Source organism: Kitasatospora sp. NPDC059599 (assembly GCF_042735125.1).
GTDB lineage: Bacteria > Actinomycetota > Actinomycetes > Streptomycetales > Streptomycetaceae > Kitasatospora.
Map to the genome: position 1 here is coordinate 1 of NZ_JBHWCL010000024.1, position 26,988 is coordinate 26,988.

Sequence of the window (26,988 nt, forward strand, 5' to 3'; positions counted from 1 at the left end):
CCACCCGGCCGTCCTGGTGCTGGTGGACGGCCGGGTGGCCGGGGTCCTGCCGGGGGAGGCGTTCGCGGACTGACGCGGCGTCAGATGTCGCTCGTGGGGGCGAGGATGGCGGAGACCACCCGGTCCAGCGTGCGGTCGAAGGCCTTGTCCGGGTCGGCGGGCGGGCCGGCGGTCGCGAACGCCTGCGCCAGGTGCGGGAATTCGCCGCCGGCCGCCGCCCGGCCGAGGTAACCGACCAGCTCGGCCTGCCACTTGGCGCCCGCGGCGGCCGTCTGCTCGTACTGTGCGAACTGGGTGACGAACCCGTTGAACAGCGCCATCGCCTCCATCCGGGCCCCGCCGCCCAGGCCGGTGGGGGCGGTGACGGCCAGGAAGTGGTCGGTGTAGCGCAGCGCGTTGGGGCCGATGCTGGGTCGGGCCAGCAGCAGTGTGGGCAGCCAGGGGTGGCGGCGGGAGATGCCGAGCTGCTGGTGGGCGAGGTCGGCGAGGTCGGCCCGGACGTCGCCGCTCGGCGCGGCCGGCAGCCGGTACTCGCCGGCGACCGCGTCGAGCATCAGGTCGAGCAGGTGCTCCTTCTTCGGCACGTAGTTGTAGAGCGACATGGTGCCCGCGCCGAGCACGGCCGCGACTCGGCGCATGGAGACCGCGTCCAGGCCCTCGGCGTCGGCGATCCCGATGGCCGCGGCCGCGATCGAGTCGCGGCTGTGGGCCGGGCGCGGGCCGCGGCCGGTGCGTTCGGGGCGCAACCAGATCAGTTCGGGTGCCTCGGGGGGCGTGGGCTTGGCCGGCCCGGGGCCGCCGGTCGCGGGCCCGCCGGTCGCGGAACTGTCGGTCACGGGCCCGCCGGTCACGGAACTGTCGGTCACGGGCCCTGCCTGGTCGGACGCGGCCGTGCTGGACGGCGTGGGCTTGCTGGACGGCACTGGAAGATCACCTCGCCCTCCCATCTTAGATACGTACGCCGTACGTAGTAGGGTGGCGTCCGCACGCACTTCTACGTACGCTGTACCTAGAGAAGGGCAGAGTCATGTCCGGCACCACCCGGCCCGCCATCGAGATGGCGGGCGTGGAGAAGCGCTTCGGCGCCACCGAGGCCCTGCGCGGCCTCGACCTCACCGTCCCGGCCGGCACCGTCTGCGGCCTCCTCGGCCCCAACGGCGCCGGCAAGACCACCGCCGTCCGCGTGCTCGCCACCCTGGTCGCCCCCGACCGCGGCGTCGCCCGGGTCGCCGGACACGACGTCGTCCGCGCCGCCGAGGACGTCCGCCGCGCCATCGGGCTCGCCGGGCAGCACGCCGCCGTCGACGAGGGCATCACCGGCCGCGACAACCTCCACCTGCTCGGCCGGCTGCACCGCCTCGGCGCCCGCCGGGCCCGGGCGCGCGCCGACGAACTGCTGACCCGCTTCGGGCTCGACGAAGCCGCCGACCGCCTGGTGCGCACCTACTCCGGCGGCATGCGGCGGCGCCTCGACCTCATCGCCAGCCTGGTCACCAGCCCGCCCGTGCTCTTCCTGGACGAGCCGACCACCGGGCTCGACCCGCGCAGCAGGCAGGAGATCTGGGACACCGTCAAGGAGTTGGCGGACGGCGGCACCACGGTGCTGCTCACCACCCAGTACCTGGAGGAGGCCGACCGGCTCGCCGACCACATCGTGGTCGTCGACCACGGCGCCGCCATCGCCACCGGACCGCCGGACCGGCTCAAGGCGGCGATCGGCAGCCAGGTCTCCGTCACCCTGGCCGATCCGCGGCAACTCGCCTCCACCGCCGTCGTGCTGTCGGCGATGACGGGAGGCGACGCGCGGGTGGACGTCGCCGAGCGGACCGTCACGGTGCTGACGGCCCCGGGCGCTTCCGTCCTGCTGCCCTCGCTGGTGCGGGAGTTGGACGGTGCCGGGGTCGTCGCGGAGGACGTCGCGGTGCGGGCGCCGTCGCTGGACGACGTGTTCCTGGCGCTGACCGACCGGCCGGCCGGAGGCTCCGGTGCGCCCGGAGGGTCCGCCGGGGGCGCGGAACCTGTCGGGGCCGCGGAACCTGCCGGGGCCGCGGAACCTGCCGGTTCCGTGGGGTCCGCCGGTGCCGCGGTGTCCGCCGAGGCCGGACGGGCCGCCTGATGGCCGCCATCGGGTCCGTGGCACCGCGCCCGTCCACCGTCGGCCGACTGGTTTCCGACACCTGGACGTCGATGCTCCGCATCCTGCTCAACTACCGCCACTCGCCGGGCTTGTTGGCCGCATCGCTGGGCGTCCCGGTGGTCATGGTGGTGGTCTTCGGCTACGTCTTCGGCAGTGCCATGCAGGTGCCGGGCGGCGGTGACTACCGGGAGTTCCTGATGCCCGGGCTGTTCGCCATGGTCGCCACCAACGGCGTCATGCCCACCATGGTCGGCGCCGCCCGCGACGTCGGGCGCGGGGTCACCGACCGGCTGCGTTCCATGCCGGTCTCCCGCACCGGCCTGCTGCTCGGGCAGACCCTCGCCGACCTGCTGGTCAGCGTGGTCGTGCTGGCGCTGCTGGCCCTGGTCGGCCTCGCGGCCGGCTGGCGCGCCCGGCACGGACTCGCCGACGCAGCCGGGGCGTTCGCACTGCTCCTGCTCTTCCGGTTCGTGATGACCTGGCTCGGCACGCTGCTCGGCCTGGCCGTCGGCAAGGAGGAGGCCGCCGGTCAACTCTCCGTCGTGGTCTTCCCGGTGGCGATGATCACCAACGCCTACGTGCCGACCCTCGGCATGCCCGGCTGGCTGCGCTTCGTCGCCGACTGGAACCCGATCAGCTCCGTCGTCCAGGCCTGCCGGGAGCTGTTCGGCAACCCCTCGGCAGCCGGTTCCGCCTGGCCCGTGCAGCACGCCTTGCTTGCCGCACTGCTCTGGAGCGCCGTGCTGCTCGCGCTCTGCATGCCGCTCGCCGTACGGAAGTTCGCCACGCACGGGCGCTGAGCAGGGCACCCCGGCGCGCCCGCGCAATGTGCTGGACAGGGCGGCCGGTGTGGTCTTGGGTGGGGCGCCATGGAGTACACCCACCTCGGCCGCACCGGCCTGACCGTCTCCCGCCTCTGCCTCGGCACCATGAACTTCGGCCCGCACACCGAAGAGGCCGACGCCCACCGCCTCATGGACACCGCCCACGAACGCGGCATCAACTTCTTCGACACCGCCAACGCCTACGGCCGCGACAGCGAGGGCAACCTCAAGGGTCGCACCGAGGAGATCATCGGACGCTGGTTCGCCCGCGGCGGCGGCCGTCGCGAGCGCACCGTCCTCGCCACCAAGGCCTACGCCGAGATGGGCGACTGGCCCAACGACGGCAAGCTCTCCGCGCTCGCCATCCGCAAGGCCGTCGAAGCCAGCCTGCGCCGGCTGCAGACCGACCACATCGACCTCTACCAGATGCACCACATCGACCGGGCGACGCCCTGGGAGGAGATCTGGCAGGCGATGGAGGTCCTGGTCGCCCAGGGCAAGATCGTCTACGTGGGCTCCAGCAACTTCGCCGGCTGGCACATCGCCCAGGCCCAGGAGGCGGCCCGCTCCCGCCACTTCCTCGGCCTGGTCAGCGAACAGTCGCTCTACAACCTGCTCGACCGCACGATCGAACTGGAGGTCGTCCCCGCACTCCAGCACTACGGCCTCGGGCTCATCCCGTGGTCCCCGCTGCGCAGCGGCCTGCTCGGCGGCGTCCTGCGCAAGGAGCGCGAGGGCACGCGCGGCCGCAGCGCCATGGGCTACGCGAGCGAACTCCTCGACAAGCACCGCGACCGCCTCCAGGCCTACGAGGACTTCGCCGACGAACTCGGCACCCACCCCGCGGACCTCGCCCTCGCCTGGCTGCTCTCCCGACCCGCCGTCACGGCCCCGATCATCGGCCCCCGCACCCCGGCCCACCTCGACGCGGCCCTCGCCGCGCTCGACCTCCGGCTCGACCGGAAGACCCTCGACCGCCTCGACGAACTCTTCCCGGGCCACCAGCCCGCCCCGGAGGACTACGCCTGGTAGGCGGCGCGGTCCCCGTGGTCAGGCCCGGCCCGGCTGTTCGGCCTGGGCCTGGGCGTGGGCCTGGGCCTGACGGCCGGAGCGGGCCCGGCCCGCTCCGGCTGTGGTAGCAAGGCAGGCATGAGCGAGACGAGGGGCCGGGGGGCGTACCACCACGGGGCGTTGCCGGAGGCGCTGGTGGCCGCGGCGTTCGAGGTGCTGGACGAGCAGGGGCAGGAGAGGGTGAGCGTCCGGGAGGTGGCGCGGCGGGCGGGGGTGTCCGCGGGCGACCGGCAGGCGCTGTTGACCGCGCTGGCGGACCGGGTGCTGGCGGACTTCGTGAGCTGGCAGGCGGCACAGGTGGCGGCCGCCGGTCAGGACGGCCGGTCGGTGATGCGGACGATCGGTCTGGGCTGCGTCCGGTACGCGCTGCACCATCCGCGGCGGTTCGAGCTGGTGCGTTCGCGGGTGTTCGCGGCCTCGCGGGAGCCCGAGCTGCGGGAGCAACTGGACGGCATCGACCGGGCGTTCACGGACCTGATCGTCGCGGACCAGGAGGCGGGCCGGTTGCGCCCCGGGGATCCGGCGCTGGTCGGCCTGGCCGGGCAGGCCCTGGTGTACGGGCTGGCGCAGATGATCGTGGACGGGTACCTGCCGGCCGGGAAGGCGGAGGAGGTGGCCGCGCAGGTGCTCGACACCTTCGGCCAAGGGATCGCCAACCGGCCTGTGCAGTAGTCGAATTGTGGCTGTAGCGAGCCTTGACCGGGTCATCGCGCGCTGATGTAATCACCGCTTACATGGATGCGGGTGCCGGTGCGGGGGCACCCGCGGTCAGCTGCGGGGAGGCCGGGATGTCCACGGATTCGACGGGGAGCGGGTTCGTCCGCTCGATGTTCGCCAAACCGCTGCCGGGCTACACCACCGCCGCCGCCACCGGCGACACCGTGGTGCTGCTCATCGGCATGCGGATCAACCGGTTCTGGGCCGTGCACCACTGGGGCCCGGTGATGTTCGCGATGTTCCGGATGCTGTACGAGCTGCGCCGCGGCTCCGCGCGCGGCCGCGAACGCGGCCTCCTCGGCCGCATCCTGCTCACCGCCTCGCCGCGCACCTACTACGTCGTCCAGTACTGGGAGTCGAAGGAGAAGCTGTACGGCTACGCGAGCGCGCCGGACGGCTTCCACCACACCGTGTGGGGCATCGCCAACCGCAAGCTGCGGGAGGGCAAGGCCCGCGGGCACGTCGGGCTCTGGCACGAGACGTACATCGTGCCGGAGGGCGGCTATGAGTCGATCTACTTCGACATGCCACCGTTCGGCCTGGCCGGCGCCACCGGTGCGCTCCCGGTCGAGGAGCGCGGACGCCACGCGGCCCAGCGGCTGGCCTACCGGTCGAGCGAGACCGGCGGCGCGGGGGACGCCGGCGGCGCCGGGAAGCGGGACGGGGACGTGGCCGTCGGGGACGGCGCGGCGGGCGCGTAGGTGGCGCCGACGGGCGAACCGGTGCCGTGATCGATCTCGGACTGAAGCCGGGCGGCCATCACCATCCAGACCACGAACGGGATCACGAACGCGATCCCCAGCACCGCCGTCACCCCGCCGAGTACGCCCAGCGCCGTCCTCTTCATGATTCCTCCCGCATCCCGTGCCGCTCCCGGCCCTGTGCCGCTCCAGGTCCTGTGTTGCTCCCAGCCTGTGTTGCTCCCGGCCTGGGTCGCTCCCAGTCCTGTGTCGCTCCTCGTCGGCGGCGTGATCACGTTAGGAGAACCCGCAGGTCGGCCGCCTGAGTACGGGTACTCAGGGAGTGTCGTGAGTCGGTCGGGCCGCCCGGCGTGAGAGCGTCGGGGGATGGTGGATCAGGGCAGCGCCGCGCGGCCGGTGCGGGTGGTGCACGAGGTGCCGTACCGGGCGCAGTGGGAGTCCCCGGAGCTGGTGCGGGAGATCGTCGACGGGCGGCTGGACGCGGCCGCCGACCCGCGCTGGGGGCAGTCCGGGGCGGTCGGCCCGGAGGAGTACGCGTGGTGGTCGTGGCGGCTGTGCGGGGTGGCCTGCCTGCGGATGGCGTTGGAGCACTGGTGGGGCGTGACGCCGACGGCGATGGCGCTGGCGGGCGAGTGCGTGGCGGCCGGCGCGTACGTGCGGGACGGTGAGAGCCTGCACGGGCTGATCCACGCGCCGTTCGCCGACTACGTCCGGCGGCGGTGGGGACTGGCCGCGCGGGCACGGGAGTTGACGCCCGAGGAAGTGTCGGCCGAGGTGGCCGGCGGGCGGTTGGTGATGGTGTCGGTGCACCCGTCGATCCGGGAGCCGGGCGGGCCGGAACCGGTGCGCCCCGGCGGCCACCTGGTGCTGGCCGTGGGCGCCACGGACACGGCGCTGCTGATCCACAACCCGTCCGGTTTCCCGGGGGAGTCGCAGTCCTTCGCGCGCGTGCCGTGGCGGTCGTTCGGGGCCTTCTACGCCGGGCGGGGGGTCGTGCTCGGCCCGCCCGAGCGCCGCGAGCCGTAGGTCGCCACGGGCCGCACGCCGTAGATAGTGGGTCGTGCAGGTCGCCGCGGGTCGTGCGGGCCGAGCGCCGCGGGCCCCGGCGGCGCTACGGATTGTCCGGCAGACCCACCGGGTTGACCGGCAACTCGCTGCGACACAGCGCCGACATCGGCTTCAGCGCCGCCGCCAACCGGTCGAGTTCGGCGCGCGGGTAGTCCTCCCACACCCGGGCGGCGGCCAGATCGGTGGCGGCCTCCAGGGCCTGGTGACGGATCCGGCCGAGCTCGGTGATCGCGCCCCCGGCGGTCAGCCAGCCGCGCTCGACCAGGCGCTCCGCGGCCGCCTCCCACTCGGCGTCCGTCCACCCGCGCAGCGGCTGCAGCGCCTCGCGCCGCACGTCCATCGCGCAGCGGACCACCAGTGCCTCGCAACCGTCCAGCCCGGCCGCCACCAGCGCGGCCACGTGGCCGTCCCCGCGGTGCTCGCGCATCACGGTCGCGGCCTGCCAGAGCCGCTCGTACACGCCGCTCGGCCGGGGCAGCCCGGCGTTCGCGGCGGCCAGCACCCGGCCCGCGCAGTCCAGCCGGGACGCGGCCTGCTCCAGGGTCTCCGCCACCAGCTCGACCTGCGCCCGGTCCACGTGCTCCAGCAGCCGGGCCAGCGTCGCCGCCGAGCCCTTCAGCCGGGCGGCCAGTGCCTCCTCCGGGCTCGCGTGCGACCACACCTCCGGCAGGGCGCGTTCGACCATCGTCGGGGAGAAGCTGAAGAACGCGGCGACCACCGGTGCCGCGTCCACCGCGCCGAGCGGGGCCGAGCGGCTCGCGAAGTAGCTGTGCAGCCGGCCGTGCAGCCCGGCCTCCTCGAAGGCGGCGCGGCCCTCGGGCAGGAAGTAGGTGACGGCGTGCACCGGCTCGAAGAGCCACCACAGGGCGCGGGCGGGGTGGACGAGATCGGCCATCGAGGGACCTTCCTCGGACGGAGCTCCGGGCGGGAGCGGGAGCTCGGCTGGTCGGGACGGCCCGGCGGGCGCCGTGACGGTCCGTGGCCCGGACCGCTGCGGCGGGTACGAGGACCGCTTCAAGGGCTGATGACCACGGCGACGGCCCCGGTAACCCCGGACGGGGTGTGATGACGGTCACGCGGGGGTCGCGCGTGCGGTCGGCGGTCGCACGGCACGAGATGATGGGGCGAGGCGCCCGTACCCGGGGAGCCCCCCAGCCCTCATGTGAAGGTAGTCGGTCATGGCCCAGATCAACCCCAGCATCCTGTCCGCGGACTTCGCCCGGCTCGCCGACGAGGCCGAGGCCGTCCGGGGTGCCGACTGGCTGCACGTGGACGTCATGGACAACCACTTCGTGCCCAACCTGACCCTGGGCGTCCCGGTGGTCGAGTCGCTCGCCCGCGCCACCGACACCCCGCTCGACCTCCACCTGATGATCGAGGACCCGGACCGCTGGGCCCCCCAGTACGTCGAGGCCGGCGCGGGCTCCGTCACCTTCCACGTCGAGGCCGCCGCCGCGCCCGTCCGGCTGGCCCGCGAGATCCGCGCCAAGGGCGCCCGGGCCTCGATGGCGCTCAAGCCCGGCACCCCGATCGAGCCGTACGAGGACCTGCTGCCCGAGCTCGACATGGTGCTCATCATGACCGTCGAGCCCGGCTTCGGCGGCCAGGCGTTCCTGGACATCATGCTGCCGAAGATCCGCCGCACCCGGGAGCTGATCGCCAAGCACGACCTGGAGCTGTGGCTGCAGGTGGACGGCGGCGTCGCCGCGAGCACCATCGAGCGCTGTGCCGAGGCGGGCGCGGACGTGTTCGTGGCCGGCTCCGCCGTGTACGGGGCGGAGGACCCGGCGGAGGCGGTCCGCAACCTGCGCGACCTCGCCGACCGGACCTCGGCGGACGCCTGGTGGTCCTGCCGGCACTGAGGCCCTGCGCCCCGGCGGGAACGGCTCGGGGCCGGACGGCCGCCGGACGGCCGTCGGATGGCCGGGCGCGAGTGGAGGAACCTCGGACCGTGATGGATGATCGGTGACGACGGACCCCTCTCCGCCCGGCCTTCCTCGTACGGTGGTGGAACCGCGATGAGCAACCTCGACCTCAAGCCCACCCCGACCGCCTGCGGTCGCGAGGCCAGCACCGGGCCGGTCCGAGACCTCCTGGCGGCCCGTCAAGTCCCGTTGGGTGGAAGCACGGTGGTGCGCCGCCTGCTCCCCAACCTCGGCCGCCGGATGGTCGGCGCCTGGTGCTTCGTCGACCACTACGGGCCCGACGACATCGCCGACGAACCCGGCATGCAGGTCCCGCCCCACCCGCACATGGGCCTGCAGACGGTCAGCTGGCTCCACCAGGGCGAAGTGCTGCACCGCGACAGCCTCGGCAGCCTGCAGACCGTCCGGCCGTACGAACTGGGCCTGATGACCTCCGGCCGCGCGATCTCCCACTCCGAGGAGTCGCCGCGCCCGCACGCCCGCCACCTGCACGGCGCCCAGCTCTGGGTCGCCCTCCCGGACGCCCACCGGCACACCGCCCCCGCCTTCGAACACCACCCCGACCTGCCCGTGGTCACCGCCCCCGGCCTGCGCGCCACCGTCATCCTCGGCACCCTCGACACCGCCACCTCGCCCGGCACCACCCACACCCCCCTGGTCGGCGCCGACCTCGCCCTCGCCGAGGGCGCGGACCTCCGGCTCCCCCTCGTCCCCGACTTCGAGTACGCCGTGCTCGCCATGTCCGGCCGCGTCGACGTCGACGGCGTCCCCGTCGAACCCGGCTCCATGCTCTACCTCGGCTGCGGCCGCCCCCACCTCCCCCTCCACGCCCGCACCGACGCGGCCGTCCTCCTCCTCGGCGGGGAACCCTTCGACGAGAAGATCGTCATGTGGTGGAACTTCATCGGGCGCTCCACCGAGGACATCGCGCGGGCCCGGGCGGACTGGATGACCGGCAACCGCTTCGGCGAGGTCCGCGGCTACGCCGGCGACCGCCTGCCCGCCCCCGAACTCCCCGCCACGCCGCTGAAACCGCGCGGACGGGCGCGCTGACCTGCGGAGACATAGCTCTCGGGATTGTGTCTGGGGCCTGCCGGCCGGTGTGCTCCGGGCGCTCCTCAGGTCCTGGAGCGAGGGACGCCCCCTCAACCGCGTCTCGCGGTCGGCGGAAATCCGGTCGTGGCTCGCGCCGGCAGCCACCAGGACGATCGGCCTGCGCTCGGCGCCGGCGAGGTCGGGCGGCGTGCCGAAGGTCACGGCGTCTTCTCCGTCGGGGTGGTTCGGGCGGGTCGCAGCTGCTGCGGGATCGGTACGTCCGGGGCGGCGAGGCGGAACAGCAGCCTCGGTCCGAGCCGTTCCGCCTGGTCGGTCCCGACGACCAGCACGAGGTCGCCCTCGGCGGCTGTCTCGAAGAGCCGCTGCTCCGGTCCGGGTTCGCACGGTCCGGAGCGGACGCGGTGGACGGATCCTGCTCCGAGCGCCCGGAGGGCGGCCTGCTCGACTGCGTCCAGCGGATCAGGTGTGAGGTGGGCGGCAAGCGGGGTGCTGACCGGCAGCAGCACCACGTGGTCGGCATCGCCGAGAGCGGCGCCGAGCTCGTCGGCGTGCGCACTGGTGCGGGCGAGGCCGTCCGGCTCCAGGACCACGATCAGCGAGCCCTCGGTGAGCATCCGGGCGGCCGTGACGTCCTGCGCGATCTCGCGAGGGTGCCGGGCACGGGAGTCCACCACGGTGATGCCGGACTGCGTGCCAACCGTGGCCAGCGAACGCTCGACGCCGCGGAAGGCGCCGGCTCGCTCGGCGAGGACCTGCGGGCCCTCGCCCAGGATCAGGGCGGTGGCGATGGCGGCGCACACGGCCAGGGCGTGGTGGCGGCCGGTGACCGGGAGGACGAAGGCGTGGTCCGTCCCCTCGTATCGCAGGGTGACGCGGAAGTCCTCGCCGGTCCAGCGGGGCCTCGTGATCCACACGACGTCGGTCGGGTCGGTGCCGACGGTGACCACATGCGGTCCGGGCCGGTCGCTCAGGCGCTCGCGCAGGATCTTCGCGCCGTTGTCCCAGGTGGGCAGGACGACGGTGCCGGCGCGGCGGGCGAGGAGCTCGGCGGCGTCGAGGCCGGCGATGTTGTCCTCGTAGTGCGGGGCGTTCGCGTCGGTGGTCAGGATGAGCGCGGCGGCGAAGCGGGGGCCGTGGTGGAGGAAGTGCGGTGCGGGGCGGTGCTGCCAGGCGCCGGGCGGAGCGGCTTCGTGGGTGGTGGTGTCCGGGCAGAAGTCCGCGACGATACGGCCGTCCCCGGCGTGGCCGGCGCTGCCGCCGCCGGCCGGGGTGTTCAAAACCCAGCCCGTCTGGCCGTCATCCAGCACGGCCGCCAGGGCGGCTGCCGCGCTCGCGGTGCTGTGACTGCCCGCCACCGCCACCGCCTCGGACCCCGCCCCGGCACAGATGGCCGTGAGCGCGACGGCCCGGCCGAGGATCGGCAGCCGCAGCACCTGGGCGTGGTCGAGCTCGGGATGTGCCCCGGCGAAGACACCCGACCACACCACGGCCGTCCGGTCGGTGCGCACGTGCTCAGGCTTGAAGCCCAGCCGCACCTGGACGCCGGCAGCGCTCAGCGCGGCCACCGCCAGGCTGTCCCGGTCGGCCTCGGGGACGCTGCCGGTGACGTCGGCGCCACTGCCGGCCAGCCACAGAGCCAGGCCCTCCATGCCGGGAGCGGCGACATCGACCAGGTGTACGGCCCTCAGCAGATCGGGCACGGCAGACGTGGCCGGGCCCGCGACGGGGTGGCTGCCGGGGTGGGTGGTGGTGTCCATCATGGTCTCCAAGGGGAAGTCAATGGAAGGAAGTTGAGCGAAGCGGGGAGGGAGCGACCCGCCGCCGATCCGGGGCACCGGGGACGCATGGCCGGCGGCGGGGCTGTGCCGGACCGAAGCGTGTCCGATCGGTGGACCGTGCTGTGTTGCCTTGGTCCTCTGCTGACCGCCGTTCAGCGTTGCGAGGTACTCGGTCCCGAGTTCACCGCCTCTGGCGGGTGAGGCATCGTCGAGGCTGTCCGTCCGGCCCTGGGCGCGCGGTGTTTTCCGCGGCTGCGGTGCCCGGGGGTTCCGGGGAGCGTCTGCGACCAGGTGGCTACCGGGTTGCCGAGCCAGCGGGTGGCGGGAGGGACCGCCTCGCCGCGCATGACCAGCGAGGCCGCGCCGACCGACGAGCCCGGCCCGAGGGTGGCGCCCGGAAGGATGATCGAGTGCGGTCCGATCGACGAGCCCTCGGCCAGGCGCACCTCGTCCAGCCGCATCACCCGGTCGTGGAACAGGTGGGTCTGCAGCACCACCCCGCGGTTGACGCTGGCGCCGTCGTCCACCCGCACCAGGTCGGTCTCCGGCAGCCAGTGCGTCTCGCACCACACACCCCGGCCGATCCGGGCGCCCAAGCTGCGCAGCCAGATGTTCAGGAACGGCGTGCCGATCAGGGTCGAGCCCAGCCACGGCATGGCGAGCTCCTCGACGAAGGTGTCGTAGAGCTCGTTGCGCCAGACGAAGGTCGACCAGAGCGGGTGCTCGGCGGCCCGGAACCGGCCCAGCAGCAGCCACTTCACCAGGGTGGTGGTCAGGCAGGCGGCGATGCCGGCGCCGAGCAGCACCGGACCGCCGCAGGCGATGGCGGCCGCCAGGCCGTCGGTGCCCATCACGTCCTGCAGGGCGGCGAAGGTCAGGTCGCCCAGCAGCGCGCTGCACACCACCGGCAGGAACCGGCACAGCTCCACCGCGGCCCGCGCCAGCACCAGCCGCCGGGGCGGGTCGTAGGTGCGGCTCGGGTCGCCGGTGTCCGCGACTCGGGGCAGCGCGATGCCCGGCCGGCCGAGCCAGGACGAGCCCGGCGTGGCGTGCGGCGGCGTGTCGGCCAGCACGCCGACCAACGCGTCGTCCGGCAGCTCGCGGCCGGCCGCGACGATGCCGGAGTTGCCCACGAAGGCCCGTCGGCCGACCCGGGCCGCCCCGAGCCGCAGCCAGCCGCCGCGCACCTCGAACGGTGCGACCAGGGCGTCGTCGGCAAGGAACGCGCCGTCGTCCACCCGCATCAGCCCGGGCAGCGTGAGCACCGTCGAGGCCTCCACCCGGCGCCCGACCGTCGCGCCCAGCAGCCGCAGCCAGACCGGCGTGAAAAGGCTGGCGTAGAACGGGAAGAGCGAGCCGCGCGCGGTGTCCATCAGCCGCGCGACCACCCAGACGCACCAGCCGACCCGGCCGTGCACCGGGTGGTACCCCGGCCTGATCGGCCGGCTGAACAGCCGGACCAGCAGCGCCAGCAGCAGCGCGTGGCAGCTTACCGCGACCGCCACCAGCACCGGCGTCACCAGCATCAGCTGCAGCAGCGCGGAGCCCAGCGTCCGGTCGGTGTCCAGCAGCGGACAGGCGAGCGCCAGGGCCGGCGCGGCGGAGGCCGGCGGCAGCAGACCGAAGCCGAACAGGCCGAGGCCGTAGGCGAGTTCCCAGCGGCGGGACCGGTGATGCTCGGGGCGAGGCCAGCCGGAACCCGCAGGGGCGGCGTCGGGGGCCGGGCGGGCCGGCGAGCCGTGCACGTGCGCGTCGGCCGGTACCGGGTCGAGTACGCAGCTGCCGGGGGCGACGTCGGCCCGGGCACCGACCCGGGCACCCGGCATAAGGGTGGACCGAGTGCCGACCCGGGCGCCCTCGCCGACCTCGACCGCGCCCAGGTGCAGCAGGTCGCCGTCCAGCCACCAGCCGGCCAGGTCGACCTCGGGCTCGATCGAGCAGCCCGCGCCGAACCGGCCGAGGCCGCTCACCGGCGGCATCGCGTGCATATGGACGTCTTCACCGATCTCACAGCCAAGTGCTCGGGCGTAGTAGCCGGCCAATGGGGTACCAGCCACTACTGCGACGTTGAACATCGCGACCGTCCGCTCGGCGGCCCACAGCCGCAGGTGCACCGAGCCGCCGCGCGGATAGCTGCCGGGCTTCACCCCGGTGGTCAGCAGCCGGGCCGTGCCGGCCCCGATCACCAGCCGCCCGGGGACGCTGGACAGCACCGCCCAGCCGATGAGGATCAGCCACCACGGGGTGTACGGCGACCGCAACAGGGTGCCGCCGGACAGGTTGTCCAGCGCGGCGAGGCCGAGCACCCAGCGCAGGCTGCCGACCGTGTACAGCACGGCGAGTACCAGGAACTGCACCGGACCGGCCCGGCGCGGGGTCGGCCGGACGGTCCGCTGCTCGCGCGGCGGGCCGCCCAACTCGTCCAGTCTGGCGGCCATGTCGAGCAGGCCGGGGTGGGCGTAGAGGTCCGCGATCGAGACGGCGGGGTACCGCTCCCGCAGCGCCGAGACCAGCTTGGCGGCGGACAGGCTGGTGCCGCCGAGCGCGAAGAAGTCGCCGCCGGCGCCGACCGGGGTGCCCAGCAGCGCCTCCCATTGCCCGGCCAGCCAGCCGGCCGTACCGGTCGGGCGCGGGCCGTCGGCGCCGGCCGGGCCGGTGGTGGCGAGCGGCCAAGGCAGGGCGCTCCGGTCGACCTTGCCGGAGGTCTTGGTGGGCAACCGGTCCACCACGCCGAGCACCGGTACCAGCGACTGCGGCAGTCGCTCCAGCAGGAGTGAACGGGCGGCGGCCGGGTCGAACGGGGCGCCGTCGTGCAGCACCAGATAGCCGACCAGCACCTCGCCGCCGGCCGGGGTCCTGCGCACGGCCGCCGCGGCAGCCCGTACCCTCGGCAGTGCCTGCAGCGCGGCGTCCACCTCGCCCAGTTCGATCCGACGGCCGGCCAGCTTGATCTGCTCGTCGGCGCGGCCTATGAAGACCAGGCCCTCCGGCTCGGCCCGCACCAGGTCACCGGTGCGGTAGACCCGCGGGCTGCGCAGGTAGGGGCTGCGGCCGTACTTCTGTGCGTCCTTCTCCGGGTCCAGGTAGCGGGCGGCTCCGACGCCGCCGATCACCAGCTCACCGGTCTCGTGCCAGGCGACCGGCTTGCCCTCGCCGTCCACCACGCCGATCTCCCAGCCGTCCAGCGGGGCGCCGATCCGCACCGGCTGCCCGGGATGCATCTGCGCGGCGGTGGCGACCACAGTGGTCTCGGTCGGACCGTAGGTGTTCCAGAACTCCCGGCCGGGCACCGCGATCCGCTCGACCAGCTCGGGCGGGCAGACCTCGCCGCCGACGATCACCAGGCGGACCTGGGCCAGGCACTCCGCCGGCCAGAGCGCGAGCAGCGTCGGCACGGTGGAGACCACGGTGATGCCGCGCTCGACCAGCCAGGGCCCGAGGTCGGTGCCGGCCTTGACCAGCGAGCGTGGCGCGGGCACCAGGCAGGCGCCGTGCCGCCAGGCCAGCCACATCTCCTCGCAGGAGGCGTCGAAGGCGACGGACAGGCCGGCCAGCACCCGGTCGCCCGGGCCGAGCGGCCGGCGCTGCAGGAACAGCCGGGCCTCGGCGTCCACGAAGGCCGCCGCCGAGCGGTGGGTGACGGCGACGCCCTTGGGGCGGCCGGTGGTGCCGGAGGTGAAGATGATCCAGGCGTCGTCGGCCGGCGACGGCCAGGCCGGCTGCCCGCCGGGGTGGACGTGCGGGGTGGGCGTGATGGTGCGGCCGGCCCCGAGCACCGCGCAGACCTGGGCGTCCTGCCAGATCATCTCGGCCCGCTCGTCCGGGTCGTCGGCGTCCACCGGGACGTACGCGGCGCCGACCCGCAGCACGGCGAGGATGGCGAGGTAGAGGTCGGCGGTGCCGGACGGCACCCGCACACCGACCCGGTCGCCCCGGCCGATCCCCGCGGCGGCGAGCCGGCCGGCGAACTCGACGACCCGGTGCAGCAGCGTGCGGTAGTCGAGCACCTCGCCGCCGGCGTCCAGCGCGGGGGTGTGCGGGCAGGCCTCGGCGGCCGCCACGAGGGTGTCGAGCAGCGTGCGGGCCGGGGCGGCCGGGGCGAGCGGCCAGAGCGCCCCGGCAGTTACGTCCGGAGCGACCTCGCCGGGACTTTCCGCCCCGAAATACTCGCATGTCTCCATCGAATTTCTCCATCGGCAGGGCTTCTCGACTCTCTGCCGACGGGACTCCTCATCCGCCGGCAGTCGAGAGGGCGTGCGGACACCGCGGCAATCACTCCGAAGTACACGGATGAACAGAGCATCAAATGCCATTCCATGCCGGGTCTGATCTGGGGTTCGATCTCACGAGGGTCAGATGCCGGACTGAGCATCGTACGGCGGGCTGACGTAGGAATCCGGTGGGTGAGAGGTGTTCTCGTATCCGCTGAAGGGCAGCGGCTGGGGCTGGGGAAGGCCTGTCGTCGTGATCTTCATACCTCCTGGCGGAATCGACTGCGGAGGGTCGGCTTCGTGATCGCACGTGCCGTTCGTGGCCGTTGCACCGTGATGGGTTGAAACCGGGTCGGTGTCCGGTCCGGCGGATCGATCGCCAGTCGTCACCTCGGGAACGGCAGCGGGGGCCCGTGACTTGGATGGCAACTGCGGGACGGGAGGGGAGGTTTCCGGCCTGTGGTGCGCCGCCGAGCGTATAGGCATAACGACGTCAAGGTCCGATGGCGGCGTATGCCTTAAGGGGCTGCTAAGGATTCGCTCATTCTCGTCCGTGGCCCGCAAAGGCGCTCGCTGGTGCAGGGCACCGCAGGTCGGGGCCGATGCGGTGGTGGCTGCGACGCCTTTGTCGCCATGGAGTGGCTCACCGGAAGCGTGTCGGAAATGTCGGCCGTGCCCGTCGGGCCGGGTGAGTACTCTCCTGAATGAGCAAAACCTTATGTGTCGTTTAGGAATGGCGCTGAACGGAGCATCGAGCGTGTGGATCTCCTAGCATCCATGTCACCAGCGCCGCACCTGCCAGCGGCATAACAGCGAAGAGAGTTGTGCCAATGCACTCCAGAGCACGATGTCAGCGCTGCAGTTTCGACGGGCCCGGCACCGGCCACATCTGCAATCCACAAGCCGACGCCTCGTTCCCACAGGACTCCCGCCTCGATCTGCGCATCCCGCCGTACCTCCTGGAGCTCGATGCTCCGGAGGCGGGAAGCGAGGCGGAGACAATCGTGCTCCCGGTCATCAGCGAACTGGATCCGTCCGCCGAGCGCCGCGCCGGTGATCCCGGTCCCGGAAGACGCCGAGATCCGCAGTCGTCCGGGGCTGCCGCCCGCCGGTTCACCCGCAGGACGGTGCTGATCGTCGCGCTGGCCCTGACGGTGGGGGTGGTCCTGTATACGCAGATATCGGGACTGACCGCGCCGGCCGGCTCCGGGGACGGGACGTCGGTGGCCATCCCCGGCGGCCCGGTTGGGCAGAACGACTTCTCGCTCCCGCCGTTCGCGTCGCCGTCCCCGCAGCAGGCCGGTACCACACCGGGTTCCGTCGCGTCGGCGCCGGTCGGCACCACTCGCTCGGACCCGCCCGTAGCCCCTGCCGCCCAGGTGCTGGTGGACGCCGCGTCCGGCAACTGCCTGACGGCCGGCCCGGACGGCAGCCTGCAGATCTGGACCTGCGACGGGCGCGCGACGCAGCAGTGGACCCATACCGCCGCCGACGAAATGCGCACAGCCAACAGCACGCTCTGCCTCGCTCCCGCACAGGACTTCGGGCAGGACGGTACCCGGGTGATGACCATCCTCTGCACCGGATCGGCCAGCCAGAAGTGGACCGTGCGCCCGGACGGCAATCTGGCCCACGCCAGATCCGGGCTGTGCCTGGACGTACTTGACGGATACCGGGCCAACGGCACCCCGCTCCAACTGTGGACCTGCCCCGGCCCGGCCGGCCCGGCCTGACAACGCCGTTGCCGCCGAGCCGAATCGCACGGTCCGCCCGCTCTGGGAACACGCCGCCGAAGTCGGTGCCCCCGCGGCGGTATCGGTGTACAGCGTGGGCCGGAACACCATCGGCGTCAACGCCAACCGCCGCCTGCCGGCCACCGATCTGACCACCCCGGGCGGGCGCGCGAACACCACGACATCCGGCGACCAGTTGCCGGTCTTCGGCGAATCCCCCGCCCTGCCCGCCCTCGACGTGGACCTCTCGCCCGGCGAATCCGCGGCCACCGAAGAACCCGCGAGCGCGCAACCCGCCACCGCCCCATGGGATACCGGCGAACTCAACGCGATGCTTGTCGCCGGGCGCCAGCAGTACCCGGCCGGACAGGCGGCGCTCCAACAGCAGCTCTACCCGGCCGTGGCCCGGACACCCGCCACGTTCTGGGCCCCGGCAATCGCGCCCGCGCTCGGTACCGCCACCTCCTTCGACGTCCGACGACAAAAGGATCAACGTATGCTCAGAACACTGAACAGACACCAGTCCCGGGCCGACGGAGGCCGGGTGTTCACGCTCAGCCTGACTCTCGGCGGGCTGCTCGCCGTCGGCGCGTCCTTGCTGAGCGTCTCCTTCGCCGACACCGTCCCCGTCGCCGCCCCGCCCGCCACCTCCGACCCGGACTGCACGCTCACCGTGCCCGACGCACCACTCAGCGACCGCGGGCTGGCCACCCCCTATGTTCTGACAGCCACCGACCCCGCCAAGGGCCCTTGCCACGAGAGCAACCCGCGCCAGGCGGTCTTCGTGCAGGCCACCGTGCTCGACCCGGACACCGGAGCGGTCTTCGTCTACAACCCGTTGGTGACCGACAGGGGCAGTGAGCCCGCCGTCGCCCCGGTTCTGCCCAAGCTGCCCGAACACGCTGTCGTCGGCATCTGGTTCAGCTTCGACGGCAATACCCTCACCCTGGCCGGCCACGCTGCCGCCGGCAAGTGCGCAGGCCGATCGCCGGTGCAGCCGTTCGGCCAGTTCGCCTCCTGCAATGCCGCCGAGTTCTTCAGGTCTGCGTGGTCCGCGCAGAGCGCCAGTCGGCTCGTCGTGCCGCCGCTGGGCACGGCGCGTGACGGCAGCCCCTGCCCGACCACCCGCGACCTGGGCATCGTCGGGCAGGACCACGACGGCAACGTGACCACCGAGTACCTGATCACTGCACGCGGCGCGACAGCACAGCGGACCGCTGCCACCACCGGCCGGCTTTCCGGCTCGACCGTGGCGCGCAGCGTCGTCGCACCGTCCGTCGGCAGCGACAACCTGCTGCTCACGAACTTCATCGACCCGGCGCTCGGCTGCACCCCGTGGACGGCTCCCGACTTGGCAGACCCGGGCAGTAGGGTCACCTCGCTCGCGCTGAACGAGCTCCAGGTAGCCAACTTCAAGGCATCGCCCGTGGGCCTGGCCCCGCTCACGGGAAGCCCCACCGGCCCAACGCGCGTGGGAGGCAAGGACCGGACCCGGCAGTTCCCCGCTGACGGCAACCCGCCGTCGGCCGATCACGCCACAACCGCCGATCTTCGTACCTACTGTCAGGCGCTCGCCACCGTGGAAACCCAACGGCTCCTACGAGACAAGGAGTTCACTGCCAAGGCCGCCTCGCCACAGCCCGGACGCACGCTGTTCGACTTCCTGAACCAGCGGTTGGCCGACTCCTTCACCGGCCTCGGCTGCCGCCCGGTCCTCGCGCCGGCCCCCAGCCAGGCAGCCGGCGGTACGCCGACCGCCATGCCCGGCCAGATCCCGTCGGCCTTCGGCAACCACTTCTGAGCTTGTCGCTCAACCTCGCCGGTCAATCGACCTGCTGAGATCCCCCGGGAACCGGGGACAGACGACGCGGCCGTTCTCCACGCTTCGAAATGTCAGGTGACGAAGTACGAGGGAACGGCCGCTGCGTGTGAGTCTCCCAGCCGACGAGATGCTGGTCGTCATGGGTCACGGACTGCGGCTACGACGTCGCTGACACGCAGGGACGGAATGCGTGGCGTGCGGGAGACCTCCCGCGCGCCACGCCGCCTGCGATCCGCGGGCGGTCCGGCCGTGCCCCCTGCGTGCGGTGCCGGTGTCCGGGTCCCTGGTCAGCCCATGGTGAAGAGGAAGCTGCCGGAGTTGTAGTAGTTCGGCAGGTGCACCAGAAACGATCCTGGATGCGGTGGATGCGCCTTCGTCCAGTCCTGGGGGCCCAGGAGGTGCGCGGGATAGTCGCTGGAGGGGACCGGTGGAACGAACAGGAGGTGGAATGCGGCTGCCTGGGCGTCCGGAGCGAATCGCCAGAGTTGCTCGGCCGTATCGGATCGGCAGGCCGTGAGGGTGACAGCGACACCGTTTCCGCCCGTGGTGGTGCCGTCGAGACACGTCCCGGTGCCGGTGTTGCGCAGCTGGTAGGTGTCCTGTCCGGCCGGTAGCCGCTGCCAGCGCTGGGCCGCCTGGCCGTTGCACGGCTGGAGCTGGAGCTGGAGCTGGAGCTGGAGCTGGAGCTGGCCGGCGGTCTGTGCGGCGGTCGTGGGGCCGACGCAGAGCTCCGAGCCGAGGTTGACGAGCGGAAGACCTGCGGCAACCGAGTGCGTGGGCGAAGGGGTGGTGTTGGTGGGCGTGGCGGTCATCGGTGGGGTGGGCGACGGGGAGGTGTCGATGGGAGCCGCGGCGGAGGCGGAGGGCGGCAGGGAGGACATGGCGGCCGGGCCGATTTCCGGGGGCGCATCGTCGGAGCCGTTGGTCGGCAGCGATCTGCTGGGAGCGGGCAGGGTCGGGGCGTCGACCGGCTGCGGATGTTCTCCGGCCCTCTCCACTGTGCTGAGGAGCAGTCCGGCGATGGCGAGTGCGGCCAGGGCACCGGCGCCTGCCGCGGCGAAGGGTATGAGCAGGCGCCAACCGGTTCGGCCGTCGGTGCGTGCCGCTCGGGGCAGGCGCCGGTTCCTGTCGTGGGTGCCGGGGTCGGAACCGTCGGAAGTCGGATCGATGGGCGTCGGGTCCTGGGGCTCCTGCCCGGGTACGAGGGCCGTGGCCGATGGCGGTGATCCCGCATCCCACAGCACCAGTGCGTTGAGCAGGGCGGGCCGCTGCCAGGTCCGGATGGTGTCCAGGTCCGCCCGGACACTTCGGCAGCTCTCGCACCTGGCGAGGTGGCGGTCGAGGTCCTTGGGTTCGCCGCCGGTGGTGTGCCGGACGCTGTCGCCGAGTTGTGCGGCCAGGTGCCGGCAGGAGCGCTGGGGCGCGCGGGAGGCGTATGTCTGGAGGCAGGCGTCCTGAAGGCGGCACTCGGCAGGGCTCTCGGCCCGCGGCGTACGGGCCGGCGACCCGGCCGCGTCATCGAGGCGCTGCCACAGGTCCTCCTGCCGCGCCGCGGGCAGGCTCTCGAACGCGCTCAGGATGAGCGAGTCCGCTTCCGCCGCGGCGAGCGCCGCACGCGCCGACGCAGCTCCGTCGCCAGAACGGGGAAGGTCTGCGAGCCAGGCGGTGAAGGCCGGGCTCAGAGCCGATCCGCGTCCCGTGTCGGCCCACTCGGCCGCAGTCCTGGTCACCTCGGCCAAAAGCTGCAGGCGGCTCGGGCCCGGGTGGCCGCCGGGACCGCCGGCTTCCACTGCTCGCTGCCACGCCTCGTTCGCGAGCTCCTGCGCGGTGCGGCCGTCGGCGCAGCACGTGTTGGCGTACGCCGACACGGCCTCCTGGTGGCGGTTCGTCGGCTGGGTGGCGCTGGGTTCGTCCGGCTGCCGGCTGCCCGGGAGCCGGTGTGCGGAATCGGCTTCCGGGATCGTCGCGGTCCCCGAATGTGGCATCTTCACTCCTGAGCATGCCGGTGGGAAGGCAAGTGGTCGGACAGTCACTGCTCGGCCCGGCGCGAGGGCGGGGCCAGGCGCTGCAGGCCGGCCGGAGGATGCCGTGGGTGAGGCACTCCGTGCGGCGCTGTGGCCAGTGGATTCAATGGCGGGCGTTCCCCCGGGGGGATCTCCGGACCCGGCGCCGCCGAGGTCCGCCGGTGGCGACCTTGGCGGGGGAATTTACCAGCTGGTAGCGGTCCGCAAAAGGTGATGATCCATCAGTGTGCGAATTAACTGTGAGACGCTCCGTCAGCAACGGGTTGGTCCCGGTCTGTTTTCGGGCTCGTGTCCAATGGAGTTGAGCCTCGCTGTGTTGCGGTCCGTCAGCCGTGTCGGCCGCGCGGCTTCTGCGCTGCCCGTCGGCGGTTGCGCCAACGGCGGCCGAGGGGCCGTCGGTCCTGGGCCGCCAGCCCGAGGTCCACCTCCACCCGTGCTCCGCCCAGCGGGCCGGGCCCGATGCGAAGGCGGCCGCGGGTGGACTCGGCCGCGCTGCGCGCGATGTCCAGGCCGAGGCCGGTCGATCCGGCACCGCTGGTTCCTCGGGAGAGCGCGACGGCTGGGTCCGCGATCCCGGGCCCGTCGTCCTCGACCACCAGGACGACGCTCTGGGCTGTCCGCCGTACGCTCACGGCGAAACGGGTGCCGTCCGGGGTGTGCCGGAACACGTTGCCCACCAGGGCGTCGACCACGGCCGCGACGTGATCGCCCGGCAGCTGAACGGGCGTCGGTTCGTCCGTCGCCTCGAAGGTGCAGGCCCGACCCTGTTGCTCGGCGAGGACGGCCCAGAAGCCGACGCGGTGGGCGGCGACCTCGGACACCTGGCATGACTCACCCGGGGCCGGTCCGGGCAGTCCGGTGCCCATGGCACGTGGCGCGTGGCCGGACTCGACCCTGGTGGACCTGGTGGACAGGGGCGTGCGGGCGGCGACGATGATCGCATCCAGTTCGTCCTCGAGTTGTTCGACCGCCGTCGCCAGCTGGGGCGCGGCCGGCGTGGGGCCGATCCGTTCGGCTGCGAGGCGCAGTGCGGTCATCGGGGTACGCAGGCGGTGCGACAGGTCGGCCACCAGCTCCCGCTCGGTCGCCAGCAGCTGCCTGACCCGGTCGGCCATGGTGTTGAAGGCGTCGCCGACCGCTCTGAGGTCGGGCGGGCCGGTGGGTTCGACGCGGACGTCGAGGTCGCCCGCGCCAAGGGCTGCTGCGGCGTGGGACAGCTTGCGGGAGGCGCGTACCACGCGGGCGCCGAGGCGGTCGGCGACCAGCACCGATCCGACGACCAGGCTCGTGGCGAGCAGGGCCATGATGGTCCAGGCCCGGGCCAGTCCGCGGTTCAGCTCCGAGTCGGGCACGAACTCCTCGACCACGGCGATCTGGTCGCGCCCGAGCAGGACGGGTTGGAGGTAGTCCCGGCCTCCGGGAACGTCGCCGATCAGAGCGGTCCTGCCCCACACCGCCCGATTCAGCAACGGGGTGCCGGAATGGGTGGTGCCCAGCCGGCTGCCGTCGGGCAGATGGATGCAGAGGCGGCCCGTCGTGTCCGTGCGGGCCACCGCCGCGGCGAGATCGGCCTGGTCCGGGACCAGCGTCAGCAGCGGCATCGTGGCGGCCACGCGCTGCTCGGCGGCGAGCATCGCCTGGGTCTGGACGTGGGTGCGCAGGAGCAGGGCAAGCGGGACGAGGAACGACACGGTGACCATGACCGTCACGGCGAGTGCGACCGTGGCAAGGGCGGACCTCACCGGGGCGAGACCAGCTTCACGCCGACGCCCCGGACGGTGTGGAGGAAGCGCGGCCGGGCGGCGCGCTCGCCCAACTTCCGGCGCAGGCAGGACAGGTGCACGTCCACGGTCTGCTCGTCCACGTAGGTCTGCCGCCACACCTCGGCGAGCAGCTGTCGTTTGGAGATCACCCTGTCGGCGTTCAGTGCCAGGAACGACAGCAGGTCGAACTCGCGTCGGGTCAGGCTGATCTCCCGGCCGGCGAGATGGACCGTCCGGGCGAGCGGGTCGATCCGCAACTCGCCGAGTACCAAAGGCTCGTGGTTCATCTTGGCGACTCCGTCCCCAGGTGCGAGCGTGCGGGCCGGGCTGCTGCAGCGACGCAGGACGGCGGTCAGGCGGGCGAGCAACTGCCCGCCGGAGAAAGGCTTGACCAGATAGTCGTCCGCACCCGCGTTGAGCAGTTTGATGATCTCGGCGTCGTCGTCCCGCGCGGTTGCCACCAGCACTGGGACCTGGGACAGTCCGCGGATCATCTTCAACGCGTCGGCGCCGTCGAGGTCCGGCAGGCCGAGGTCCAGCACCACCGCGTCCGGCTGCCACTGGGCGACCTCACGCAGTGCGCCGAACCCGTCGGGGGAACTGCGCACCACCAGTTGATGGCCGGCCAGCAGCTCTATCAGGGAGGCACGGATGGCGGGGTCGTCTTCCACGACGAGGACGGACGTCATGGCGCACACCGTAGCCGACGGGCCGATCCGGCTGACAGTGTCTTCGAACCGGTGGGCGGGCAGGGGCGGGTACACCGGGCCATCCGGTTGGCCACGGCCCCGGCCGTCATGGATTTCCGCTGGTCAGCGAGGTGATGCAGGCGGGATTCGGTGAATTTTAGCGGAGGCTTAGGGCTTTCTTAGTGGAGGCACAGCGAGCGCTCTCGGCCGGGTGGCCGCGGTTGCCGGAGTAGCATGGTCCGCCCTCAGGAGCTGTCGACACACCATCGGCGGTGGCATCGGTCGGCACCGTTCGTGGACGGTTCCGGCGGGCACGGTGGGATGCCGCGCGAGCTCGCCCGCCGCCTCCGTCGCCCCTGCCACCACCCGGCCGGGAGCACGAGCACGCCCAACGCGGCCGGTGTGGACGGGGGCTGCGTCGGGAAGTGATCGGGATCGGGAGACGGTCGAGCGTGCCCCAGGCCTTCGGCCGCGGTCGGCAGCGAGGAGAACGAAGCGGGTGCGTCCAGGTGCCGGATCCGCGGGACCGGCCAGACGATCGCAACCGCCCGACCCACCACGCTCGTCAGCGGAATGGTTCCTTGGCCCGGACTCCCCATGTGGAAGCGGGAGTCGGCGGACACATCGCGGTGGTCACCCATCACCCAGATCCGTCCCATGGGTACGGTGACGTCGAAGGTCTGTTGAGAAGGCGCATTGCCCGGCGCGAGATAGGGCTCGTTCACCGCGACGCCATTGACGGTGATCCTGCCGTGGTCGTCGCAGCAGGCCACCGTGTCGCCGCCGACCCCGATCACCCGCTTGATCAGGTTCCGCCTGTCGTCCGCGGGGAACAGGCCGGCGAAGGAGAGAGCGGTCGTCACCGTTCGCAACACCGGCCCGCCCGACGTGTTCTGTCGGTCCGTCTCCAGCCAGCCGCCGGGGTCATGGAACACCACCACGTCACCGCGGTGCGGCCGGTCGCCGAACCACGGGCTGAGCTTGTCGACGACGACCCGGTCGCCGATGTCGAGCGTGTTCTCCATCGAGCCTGACGGAATCACGAACATCTGCATCAGGAAGGTCTTCAGCAGCAGGGCCAGCACCAGTGCCACCAGAGTGATCAGTGGCAGCTCGAACAGGCGGGAACGTCTCCTCCGGCGCACCGCACGCCGGGCGACCCTGCGCCGCTCGGCCCGCCCCCGAGTGGAACGATGGCACATCCGCCGCCGCGAACCGCGAAAGCATTGAGTTCTCATCGGCCCGAGCTTAGCGACTGTCCGGAGTAAAGCCGGTGGCCGTTCCCTCATTTCAAATCCACTGACCCGAGCGCAGCCCATCCGTCTGCGGTGAAGGCGAATTCACATCACTTGCCGATATAGCTGCGCTAAGTCTTCTCTAACTGGTTTTCGGCAATGCTCGTCCGCATGTTCCCGAACCCGGAACGTTCCCACCCTCCGGAGGAGTCCGTGCGATCTCGATCGTTTGCCCTGTCCGCTGCCCTGGCCGTGCTGTCGCTGGCCGCCGTCTCGTTGAGCGCCAATGCTGCGCTGACACCGCAGACTGCGGCCGCCCGAACGGCACTGCCGGAGACCATGTCCCCGGCCGTGTCCCATTCCCAGTGGCAGGACACCCTCGCTGCCGGCCAGCCGATGGCGGTCTCCGTCAACCTCAAACTGCGCAACACCGCAGCCCTCGACCGGTTCCTCGCAGCCGTCTCCAACCCGGGTGACCCGCTGTACGGGAAGTACCTGACGCCCGACCAGTTCTCGGCCGAATACGGCCCGACCCAGGGCGACGTGGACAAGGTCACCCGTTTCCTCGCATCCCAGGGCCTGACCGTCACCGGGGTGAGTGCCAACCGGCAGGTGGTCAACGTCGGCGGCACGGTCGACCGGATCGCCGCGGCCTTCGCGACCCACGAGAGCATGTACGTCGACGGCGAGCAGCACCGAACCTTCCACGCCAACGACACCCCCGCGTCGGTGCCGTCCGACCTGGCCTCCGTCGTCGCGGGGGTCGTCGGCCTCGACGACCACACCAGCCGCACCACCCGCATAGCCGGACCGGACGCCTCGACCCCGGCCGCCACCCCGGGCGGATTCGGCCCGGCCCAGTACGACGGCGCCTACAACCTGGACAAGGTCGGCACGAACGGAGCCGGCACCACGGTCGCCCTCTGGGAGTTCGACGGTTACCGGTCCTCCGACCTGACCACGTACGACCGCAGGTTCGGACTGTCCGGCCCGGCCGTGCGAACCGTCCCGGTGGACGGCGCGGACTTCGACGCCCACCCCGGCCAGGGCCAGGGCGAGGTCGAGCTGGACAGCGAAATCGTGCGCGGCGTCGCCCCCAACGCCCAGCAATTGATCTACGAGGCACCCAACAGCGACCAGGGCGAGGTCGACATGGCAGCCAGGATCGTCGCGGACAACAAGGCCTCGGTCATCTCGATCTCCTGGGGCTCCTGCGAGCCGGACACCACCGTCTCGATCATGACCGCGGTCAACAACTCCTTCAAGCAGGCCGCCGCCCAGGGCATCTCGATCTTCTCGGCCTCCGGCGACGACGGCTCGCGCGACTGCAGCCGCTCCGCCAGCGGCCCCGGCGTGCCCGTGGTCGACTTCCCGGCCTCCAGCCCGCACAACACCGGCGTCGGCGGCACCAACCTGAGGCTGAGTGGCAACACCTACTCCGCCGAGAGCGCCTGGATCACCTCGGGCGGCGGCACCTCCAAGGTCTTCGCCAAACCGACCTTTCAGAACGGCACCGGCGTCAACGCCGCTCGGCGCACCGTACCGGACGTCTCCTCCGACGCCGATCCCGCCACCGGCTTCGCGATCTTCACTCAGGGTAAGGCCGGCCCCGGCTGGCAGATCGTCGGCGGTACCTCGGCGGCCGCTCCACTGTGGGCGGGCTTCACCGCACTGTACGACCAGAAGGCCAAGGCGGCAGGCCGGGCAGTGCTGGGCGAGGTGAACCCGAAGCTCTACGCGCTGGCCAACTCCGGCGGCGGCCGGTCGGCGTTCCACGACGTGACCACCGGCGGAAACCAGGACTTCCGTGCCAGGCCCGGCTACGACCAGGTCACCGGCTTGGGCACCCCGGTGGCCGACCAGCTGGCCGACCGGCTGCTCGCCGCCCACCGCTGAACGGGACGGCCCGAACGGAACAGCCCCGCCCGACCTTGAAGCCGCGTACGGCGAAGGCCGCTGACGAACGCACGAGGTTCCGCTTGCCCGGTGGCCCGGTGGCCCGGTGGCCCGGTGGCCCGGTGGCCCGGTGGCCCGGTGGCCCGGTGGCCCGGTGGCTCCCGATGGCCTTCCACTCGGCGTCGTCGAATCGGTGCTGAGCGGGCCCCGGCGGTACCGACTGAGCCTGGAATGAGCGCTCCCTTAGGGAAGTCGAAAGTTCCGCGCTGACGGTGTTCTCGACACGCCGACAGGCCGTACGGTCTCTCTCACCAAGCCCGGTACGGGCAGCACGGCAC

General features: G+C 72.5%; 19 protein-coding genes. 11 read left to right on the top strand and 8 right to left on the bottom strand.

Translation table 11 applies throughout. The annotated features are described in order from the left end of the window. Positions 1-80: 80 nt before the first annotated feature. A complete protein-coding gene (locus tag ACFV04_RS11660; RefSeq protein ID WP_380528570.1) occupies positions 81-836 on the bottom strand; it encodes a TetR/AcrR family transcriptional regulator in 756 nt (251 codons plus the stop codon). 191 nt (positions 837-1,027) lie between these two features. On the opposite strand from ACFV04_RS11660, the gene ACFV04_RS11665 reads away from it, so the two are divergent. From ACFV04_RS11665 to ACFV04_RS11690, 6 genes are all read left to right on the top strand, one after another. Beyond that, positions 1,028-2,116, top strand: a complete 1,089-nt coding sequence (locus tag ACFV04_RS11665) for an ATP-binding cassette domain-containing protein (RefSeq protein WP_380528572.1) — start codon at positions 1,028-1,030, stop codon at positions 2,114-2,116. Between the two features lie 17 nt (positions 2,117-2,133). After that, positions 2,134-2,937 carry an ABC transporter permease gene (locus ACFV04_RS11670; protein ID WP_380338576.1) on the top strand — a complete coding sequence of 268 codons (804 nt, stop codon included), beginning with the start codon at positions 2,134-2,136 and terminating at the stop codon, positions 2,935-2,937. Positions 2,938-3,006: 69 nt separating this feature from the next. After that, entirely contained in the window at positions 3,007-3,993 is a 987-nt protein-coding gene (locus ACFV04_RS11675; RefSeq protein WP_380528574.1) for an aldo/keto reductase, read from the top strand. A gap of 117 nt (positions 3,994-4,110) precedes the next feature. Continuing rightward, a complete protein-coding gene (locus ACFV04_RS11680; protein ID WP_380528575.1) occupies positions 4,111-4,704 on the top strand; it encodes a TetR/AcrR family transcriptional regulator in 594 nt (197 codons plus the stop codon). A gap of 155 nt (positions 4,705-4,859) precedes the next feature. After that, positions 4,860-5,450 (top strand): DUF4188 domain-containing protein, encoded by a 591-nt coding sequence (locus ACFV04_RS11685; protein ID WP_380338756.1) that lies wholly within the window; start codon positions 4,860-4,862, stop codon positions 5,448-5,450. 366 nt (positions 5,451-5,816) lie between these two features. Beyond that, positions 5,817-6,476, top strand: coding sequence for a C39 family peptidase (locus ACFV04_RS11690; RefSeq protein WP_380338583.1), 660 nt, complete (start codon positions 5,817-5,819; stop codon positions 6,474-6,476). A gap of 85 nt (positions 6,477-6,561) precedes the next feature. On the opposite strand, the gene ACFV04_RS11695 is transcribed toward ACFV04_RS11690, so the two are convergent. Then, positions 6,562-7,413, bottom strand: coding sequence for a hypothetical protein (locus tag ACFV04_RS11695; protein ID WP_360261869.1), 852 nt, complete (start codon positions 7,411-7,413; stop codon positions 6,562-6,564). A 283-nt stretch (positions 7,414-7,696) separates the two neighbouring features. Between ACFV04_RS11695 and rpe the strand changes: the two genes are divergently transcribed. Further along, complete coding sequence (gene rpe, locus ACFV04_RS11700) at positions 7,697-8,380, top strand: ribulose-phosphate 3-epimerase (RefSeq protein ID WP_380338588.1); 684 nt, start codon at positions 7,697-7,699, stop codon at positions 8,378-8,380. A 156-nt stretch (positions 8,381-8,536) separates the two neighbouring features. Continuing rightward, the gene (locus ACFV04_RS11705; protein WP_380528578.1) at positions 8,537-9,496 is read left to right on the top strand and encodes a pirin family protein; all 960 of its coding nucleotides are present in this window, start codon (positions 8,537-8,539) and stop codon (positions 9,494-9,496) included. Positions 9,497-9,696: 200 nt separating this feature from the next. Here ACFV04_RS11705 and ACFV04_RS11710 read toward each other — a convergent pair whose 3' ends face one another. Both ACFV04_RS11710 and ACFV04_RS11715 read right to left on the bottom strand, forming a co-directional pair. Further along, the gene (locus ACFV04_RS11710; protein ID WP_380528579.1) at positions 9,697-11,256 is read right to left on the bottom strand and encodes a glutamate ligase domain-containing protein; all 1,560 of its coding nucleotides are present in this window, start codon (positions 11,254-11,256) and stop codon (positions 9,697-9,699) included. Between the two features lie 173 nt (positions 11,257-11,429). Beyond that, positions 11,430-15,458, bottom strand: coding sequence for a Pls/PosA family non-ribosomal peptide synthetase (locus ACFV04_RS11715; RefSeq protein ID WP_380528581.1), 4,029 nt, complete (start codon positions 15,456-15,458; stop codon positions 11,430-11,432). Positions 15,459-16,318: 860 nt separating this feature from the next. Here ACFV04_RS11715 and ACFV04_RS11720 point away from each other — a divergent pair. Beyond that, the gene (locus tag ACFV04_RS11720; RefSeq protein WP_380338596.1) at positions 16,319-17,221 is read left to right on the top strand and encodes a ricin-type beta-trefoil lectin domain protein; all 903 of its coding nucleotides are present in this window, start codon (positions 16,319-16,321) and stop codon (positions 17,219-17,221) included. Positions 17,222-17,315: 94 nt separating this feature from the next. Further along, on the top strand, positions 17,316-19,022 hold the full coding sequence (locus tag ACFV04_RS11725) for a hypothetical protein (protein ID WP_380528583.1): 1,707 nt from the start codon (positions 17,316-17,318) through the stop codon (positions 19,020-19,022). Between the two features lie 308 nt (positions 19,023-19,330). Here the strand turns inward: ACFV04_RS11725 and ACFV04_RS11730 are convergent, their stop codons facing one another. The 4 genes from ACFV04_RS11730 to lepB all read right to left on the bottom strand — a co-directional run bounded on the left by ACFV04_RS11730 (position 19,331) and on the right by lepB (position 24,838). Then, complete coding sequence (locus tag ACFV04_RS11730; RefSeq protein ID WP_380528585.1) at positions 19,331-21,028, bottom strand: RICIN domain-containing protein; 1,698 nt, start codon at positions 21,026-21,028, stop codon at positions 19,331-19,333. A gap of 365 nt (positions 21,029-21,393) precedes the next feature. Then, entirely contained in the window at positions 21,394-22,809 is a 1,416-nt protein-coding gene (locus ACFV04_RS11735) for a sensor histidine kinase (RefSeq protein ID WP_380338605.1), read from the bottom strand. Continuing rightward, entirely contained in the window at positions 22,806-23,519 is a 714-nt protein-coding gene (locus ACFV04_RS11740; protein ID WP_380338608.1) for a response regulator transcription factor, read from the bottom strand. Before ACFV04_RS11740 ends, ACFV04_RS11735 begins: the two co-directional genes overlap by 4 nt. Positions 23,520-23,764: 245 nt before the next feature. After that, positions 23,765-24,838, bottom strand: coding sequence for a signal peptidase I (lepB, locus tag ACFV04_RS11745; RefSeq protein ID WP_380528587.1), 1,074 nt, complete (start codon positions 24,836-24,838; stop codon positions 23,765-23,767). 267 nt (positions 24,839-25,105) lie between these two features. Between lepB and ACFV04_RS11750 the strand changes: the two genes are divergently transcribed. Then, positions 25,106-26,650, top strand: a complete 1,545-nt coding sequence (locus ACFV04_RS11750) for a protease pro-enzyme activation domain-containing protein (protein ID WP_380528589.1) — start codon at positions 25,106-25,108, stop codon at positions 26,648-26,650. Positions 26,651-26,988: the final 338 nt, after the last annotated feature.

Coding starts and splice junctions, on each gene's coding strand:
- ACFV04_RS11710 (WP_380528579.1), bottom strand. CDS start 11,256: ATGGACACCACCACCCACCCCGGCAGCCACCCCGTCGCGGGCCCGGCC.
- ACFV04_RS11705 (WP_380528578.1), top strand. CDS start 8,537: ATGAGCAACCTCGACCTCAAGCCCACCCCGACCGCCTGCGGTCGCGAG.
- ACFV04_RS11740 (WP_380338608.1), bottom strand. CDS start 23,519: ATGACGTCCGTCCTCGTCGTGGAAGACGACCCCGCCATCCGTGCCTCC.
- ACFV04_RS11720 (WP_380338596.1), top strand. CDS start 16,319: ATGCACTCCAGAGCACGATGTCAGCGCTGCAGTTTCGACGGGCCCGGC.
- ACFV04_RS11665 (WP_380528572.1), top strand. CDS start 1,028: ATGTCCGGCACCACCCGGCCCGCCATCGAGATGGCGGGCGTGGAGAAG.
- ACFV04_RS11675 (WP_380528574.1), top strand. CDS start 3,007: ATGGAGTACACCCACCTCGGCCGCACCGGCCTGACCGTCTCCCGCCTC.
- ACFV04_RS11715 (WP_380528581.1), bottom strand. CDS start 15,458: ATGGAGACATGCGAGTATTTCGGGGCGGAAAGTCCCGGCGAGGTCGCT.
- ACFV04_RS11690 (WP_380338583.1), top strand. CDS start 5,817: ATGGTGGATCAGGGCAGCGCCGCGCGGCCGGTGCGGGTGGTGCACGAG.
- ACFV04_RS11730 (WP_380528585.1), bottom strand. CDS start 21,028: ATGCCACATTCGGGGACCGCGACGATCCCGGAAGCCGATTCCGCACAC.
- rpe (WP_380338588.1), top strand. CDS start 7,697: ATGGCCCAGATCAACCCCAGCATCCTGTCCGCGGACTTCGCCCGGCTC.
- ACFV04_RS11680 (WP_380528575.1), top strand. CDS start 4,111: ATGAGCGAGACGAGGGGCCGGGGGGCGTACCACCACGGGGCGTTGCCG.
- lepB (WP_380528587.1), bottom strand. CDS start 24,838: ATGGGCTGCGCTCGGGTCAGTGGATTTGAAATGAGGGAACGGCCACCG.
- ACFV04_RS11695 (WP_360261869.1), bottom strand. CDS start 7,413: ATGGCCGATCTCGTCCACCCCGCCCGCGCCCTGTGGTGGCTCTTCGAG.
- ACFV04_RS11685 (WP_380338756.1), top strand. CDS start 4,860: ATGTTCGCCAAACCGCTGCCGGGCTACACCACCGCCGCCGCCACCGGC.